This is a genomic window from Mycobacterium sp., from assembly GCF_040398885.1.
Classification (GTDB): domain Bacteria; phylum Actinomycetota; class Actinomycetes; order Mycobacteriales; family Mycobacteriaceae; genus Mycobacterium.
This window is the reverse complement of record NZ_JBBATF010000190.1, coordinates 1-4775: the sequence shown is the minus strand read 5'-3', so window position 1 is coordinate 4775 and position 4775 is coordinate 1. Positions and strand designations below refer to the sequence as shown.

The 4775-nt window shown below is 71.4% G+C and carries 5 protein-coding genes; 2 read left to right on the top strand and 3 right to left on the bottom strand.

Annotated features, from left to right (window positions below; all coding sequences use genetic code 11):
- Positions 1–36 precede the first annotated feature (36 nt).
- Positions 37–1479, top strand: a complete 1443-nt coding sequence (radA, locus tag ADBZ5U_RS14320) for a DNA repair protein RadA (protein WP_526811288.1) — start codon at positions 37–39, stop codon at positions 1477–1479.
- 55 nt (positions 1480–1534) lie between these two features.
- Here radA and ADBZ5U_RS14315 read toward each other — a convergent pair whose 3' ends face one another.
- Positions 1535–2314 carry a hypothetical protein gene (locus ADBZ5U_RS14315; RefSeq protein WP_526811286.1) on the bottom strand — a complete coding sequence of 260 codons (780 nt, stop codon included), beginning with the start codon at positions 2312–2314 and terminating at the stop codon, positions 1535–1537.
- Positions 2315–2393: 79 nt separating this feature from the next.
- A complete protein-coding gene (locus tag ADBZ5U_RS14310; protein ID WP_526811284.1) occupies positions 2394–3023 on the bottom strand; it encodes a carbonic anhydrase in 630 nt (209 codons plus the stop codon).
- Positions 3024–3057: 34 nt separating this feature from the next.
- On the opposite strand from ADBZ5U_RS14310, the gene ADBZ5U_RS14305 reads away from it, so the two are divergent.
- Positions 3058–3933 carry an iron-sulfur binding domain-containing protein gene (locus ADBZ5U_RS14305; RefSeq protein WP_526811290.1) on the top strand — a complete coding sequence of 292 codons (876 nt, stop codon included), beginning with the start codon at positions 3058–3060 and terminating at the stop codon, positions 3931–3933.
- 17 nt (positions 3934–3950) lie between these two features.
- On the opposite strand, the gene ADBZ5U_RS14300 is transcribed toward ADBZ5U_RS14305, so the two are convergent.
- Positions 3951–4715 (bottom strand): alpha/beta fold hydrolase, encoded by a 765-nt coding sequence (locus ADBZ5U_RS14300; protein WP_526811282.1) that lies wholly within the window; start codon positions 4713–4715, stop codon positions 3951–3953.
- Between the last annotated feature and the right edge of the window lie 60 nt (positions 4716–4775).

Genomic DNA, 4775 nt, shown 5'->3' with positions numbered 1-4775 from the left:
CGGGAATTGTCGTAGGCAACGGTTAGCGTCATCGACGTGACCAGAGCGCGCGCGCAGTTTCGCTGCTCGGAATGTCGACATGTGACCGCGAAATGGTTTGGGCGCTGCCCGGATTGCGGCACCTGGGGCACCGTCGACGAGGTGGCTGCGCCGGCGACCGCGGGTGGCTCCGCCCGGCGCGGCGTGACACCCCTGACGCCCGCCGTCCCGATCACCTCCATCGACCCGGACCGGACCCGCCACCATCGGACCGGGGTCAGCGAACTCGACCGGGTCCTCGGCGGCGGAGTGGTGCCGGGTTCGGTGACACTGCTCGCCGGGGATCCGGGTGTCGGTAAGTCGACGCTGCTGCTCGAGGTGGCGCGCCGCTGGGCTCAGGGCGGCGGGCGGGCCCTCTACATCTCCGGCGAGGAGTCCGCCGGCCAGATCCGGATGCGCGCGGAGCGCACCGGATGTGCGCACGACGAGGTCTACCTGGCCGCCGAGTCGGACGTCCAGACCGTCCTGGGCCACATCGACGCCGTCGGCCCCGGCCTGGTGATCGTCGACTCGGTTCAGACCATGACCGCCGGCGACACCGACGGCGTCGTCGGTGGTGTCACCCAGGTGCGCGCGGTGACGGCGGCCCTCACGGCGGTGGCCAAGACCACCGGTGTCGCGGTCGTCCTGGTCGGGCATGTCACCAAGGACGGCGCGATCGCCGGTCCCCGGTCCCTGGAACATCTGGTTGACGTGGTGCTGCACTTCGAGGGTGACCGCAACACCGCGCTGCGAATGGTCCGGGCGGTCAAGAACAGGTTCGGTGCGGCCGACGAGGTCGGTTGTTTCCTCATGCAGGACAAGGGCATCGACTGCGTAGCCGACCCTTCCGGGTTGTTCCTCGACCAGCGGGACAACCCGGTACCCGGAACGGCCGTCACGGTCACCCTGGACGGGAAGCGGCCGCTGATCGGGGAGATTCAGGCGCTGCTGGCCGCGCCGAACCATGAAGGCGCACCGCGGCGGATCGTGGTCAGCGGAATCGACCAGGCCCGGGTGTCGATGATCACCGCCGTGCTCCACAAGCGCGCCGGGGTCCCGATCGGCACGCTCGACATCTACCTGTCCACCGTCGGCGGCATGCGGCTCACCGACCCCTCCAGTGACCTCGCGGTCGCGGCGGCGATGTCCTCCGCCGTGGTCGGGCGGCCGTTGCCGTCCACCCTGGTGGTGTTCGGCGAAGTGGGATTGGCCGGCGATCTGCGCCGGGTCACGGGGATGGATCGCCGGCTGGCCGAGGCCGCGCGACTGGGATTCACCACCGCGGTGGTTCCGGCCGGATCCGGACAGCCACCTCCGGGGCTACGCACAGTCGAGTCGGCCACGATCAACGACGCACTGCACGCGGTGCTGTCCATCACGGCTGCATCCGCACCGCCTCGAGGCGACGACGGCGGTTGGCGACGTGCGCTGCGAGCCGTGGACGGCGACGGGCCTTGACCGCGAGTTCGCCGGCGGGCCAACGGGTTTAGGCGAGGTTTCGCCTACTCAGGCGTCAGCCGGCCGGGGCTGGTCCCGGCGGGGGACCGGCCGGTGCGGGCGCAGGTTCAGCCGGAGCCGGAGCCGGGGCGGCCGGCGGCGGCGGGGGTGGGGGCGGCGGAGTGTCGGCCAGCGTGAACGGGGATGCCGCCGAACGCAGGTTGCCGAGTTGGACGACGAGGTTGTAGGTGCCCGGGCCGATCGGCTCCCGGGGCAGCGGGCACTGCGGGGCCGAGCCCATGCCCGTCCAGGTGACCTCCGTGGTGACCTGCTCGCCGGGGTTGAACGTCTTCACCAGCGTCTCATTGGAGGGCGCGCAGTCCAGGTTGGACCAAAGCCGCTTGTTGTCCAGCGAGTAGACGTAGGCCGCCAGGACGGCCGCACCGACGTCGCGCTTGCAGGCGACCAGGCCGATATTGGTGACCACCATGGTGAACTTGGGCTGGTCGCCGATGACGTACTGCGGGGCGTTGGTCACGCCCTTGATCGCCAGGTTGGAGTCGGGGCAGTCATCGCCGGCCTGCAGCACCGGCGGCGGCGCGACCGCCGAGGTGGGCGTCGGGGTCGGCTCGGGACTCGACTCAGCCGGCGGAATGACGGGAGACTTGTTCTCGGGTTGGGGCACCTGCTCGGTCTTCGACTCGGCGGTTTCCCTGACCGGGTCTGACCTTCCGAAGAGGAAGAACGCGATGCCGGCGACGAGAGCGACGGCCAGTAACGCGATGCCGAGGGCCAGGCCTCGGCGCCGCCAGTACACCTGGGGCGGAAGCGGGCCATGCGGTTCGAGATCCAGCACGTTCCCACGGTAAGCCGAGGTCACCGCAAGACGTCCGACCCCGCTCGGCGTGTCGCCTTGTTCGAGCCGGACCGGTCGCCTATCCGATGTCGGCCGGCCCGATGTCGCCGAGATACTCCCGCAGAACGATCTGGCCGTCGGCCAGTCGGTAGGTGACGCCGACGATCGCCAGTTCGCCGTTCTTGACACCCTCGGCGACGGCCAGGGAGCGGGCCAGCAGTTGGCTTCCCGTCTCGACGACGTGCCGGGTCTCGAACTCGTCCACCCGGGTGAGGCCGTCACGGCGGCCCAACATGATCGAGGGCGTGACACGTTCGACGACGTCGCGGACGAAGCCGCCGGGCACCTGCCCGTCGTTGAGGGCGTCCAGGGTGGCTTTGACCGCGCCGCAGCTGTCGTGGCCGAGGACGACGATCAGCGGGACGTTGAGGACCGTGACGGCGTATTCGATCGATCCGAGTACCGCAGAGTCGATGACGTGTCCGGCGGTGCGCACCACGAACATGTCTCCGAGGCCCTGGTCGAAGATGATCTCTGCGGCGACGCGACTGTCGGCGCATCCGAACACCACCGCGGTGGGACGTTGCGTCTCGGCCAGGCCGGCCCGGTGCTCGATGCTCTGGCTCGGATGCTCGGGGCGCCCGGCGACGAACCGCTCGTTACCCTCCTTGAGTGCCATCCACGCTTGCGCCGGGCTGGTTTTCGCCATGGTCGTCATTGTGCCCTGCCGCGCCGGGGTCCCGATGAGCATCCCGGCCGGAGAAGTCGTGCGCTGGTACGGGCGCTGCCGACGCGATCTGCCGTGGCGGGCCCCCGGGGTGACCGCCTGGCAGATTCTGGTCAGCGAATTCATGCTGCAACAGACACCGGTGGCGCGGGTGGAGCCGATCTGGGTGGACTGGGTGGACCGCTGGCCCACGCCGTCGGCGACCGCGGAGGCAGGGGCCGCCGCGGTGCTGCGGGCGTGGGGCAAGCTGGGCTACCCGCGCCGGGCCAAGCGGCTGCACGAATGCGCGACCGTGATCGCGGCCGAGCACGACGACGTGGTTCCCGGGGACGTCGAGACTCTGTTGACGCTGCCCGGCGTCGGCGCCTACACCGCGCGGGCGGTGGCATGCTTCGCCTACGGCCGGCGGGTGCCGGTGGTGGACACCAATGTGCGTCGGGTGGTCGCCCGCGCCGTGCACGGCCTGGCCGATGCCGGACCCCCGTCGGCGGTCCGCGATCACGCCGATGTGTCGGTTCTGCTACCCGAAGGCGAAGCGGCGCAGGCGTTCTCGGCCGGGCTGATGGAACTGGGCGCGACGGTCTGCACCGCGCGGTCCCCGCGGTGCGGGGTCTGCCCGCTGACGGCGTGCGCCTGGCGCGAGGCCGGCCACCCGCCGGGGACGGGTCCGCGCCGGCCGGTCCAGCGGTACGCCGGGACCGACCGTCAGGTCCGGGGCAAGCTGCTCGACGTCCTGCGCGCCGGCGCCGGTCCGGTTGAGCGGTCGCGCCTCGACGCGGTCTGGCTGACCGACACCGCCCAGCGCGACCGGGCACTGGACTCGCTTCTGGTCGACGGGTTGGTGGAGCAGACCGCCGACGGCCGTTTCGCGCTCGCCGGCGAAGGCGGTTGACCGCCGGGGTTCGCGCCTCACTCGCGGGGCAGGCCGGCCAGGAATCCCTGGACCGCAGCCCGGTACGGCACGGGGGCGTCGTCGTGGATCAGATGCCCGGCGCCCTCGATCCGGACGTAGGTGGCCCGGTCACCGGACAACTCCGCCATCCGCCGCATCTGACCGGGCGGTGCGACCGAATCGCCGGCCTCGATCAAAAGCACCGGTGCCCGCACAGCCCGCCACTGGGCCCAGAAGTCGCGGGTGCCCCATTCGGCGGCGATCGCGATCCACCGTTCGGGCCGGCCGTGCAACCGCCATCCGGTGGCGGTCCGGTCGAAGGCGTCGAGGAAGTACCGGCCCGCGACGTCGCCGAACTCCCGGAAGACCTCTTCCGGAGAGGCGAATTCCACGGGTAGCGCGTGCAGCCAGGGCTCCCACGGGCCGGTGGTCCCGCCGACGAAGTCCGGCGCCATGTCCTCGACGACGAGTGCGCCGACCAGTTCGGGGCGCGCCGCGGCCAGACACCACGAGTGCAGCGCGCCCATCGAGTGGCCGATCAGAACGGCCGGCCTCCCGAGCGATTCGACGGCGGAACCCAACTCGTCGACGAAACTCTCGGTGCTGACGGGCCGGGCGTCGGCGACATCGCGGCCGCGGTGCCACGGGGCGTCGTAGGAGTACACCGATCCGTGGCCGGCCAGCCACTCCCACTGGCGCGACCAGGTGCTGCCACGGCCCATCAGTCCGTGCACCAGCACCAGCGGCCGCCCGGCGCCGCCCCGATAGGTCAGGTTGCCCACCGCCCCATCTTGCCGGTCGGCCCTGCGATGTCGTCCTCAATGGCCTGGCGGGCGCGGCCG

Excerpts from the sequence above, each read along its gene's own strand:
- ADBZ5U_RS14305 (WP_526811290.1), top strand. The coding sequence starts at position 3,058 with ATGAGCATCCCGGCCGGAGAAGTCGTGCGCTGGTACGGGCGCTGCCGA.
- ADBZ5U_RS14310 (WP_526811284.1), bottom strand. The coding sequence starts at position 3,023 with ATGGCGAAAACCAGCCCGGCGCAAGCGTGGATGGCACTCAAGGAGGGT.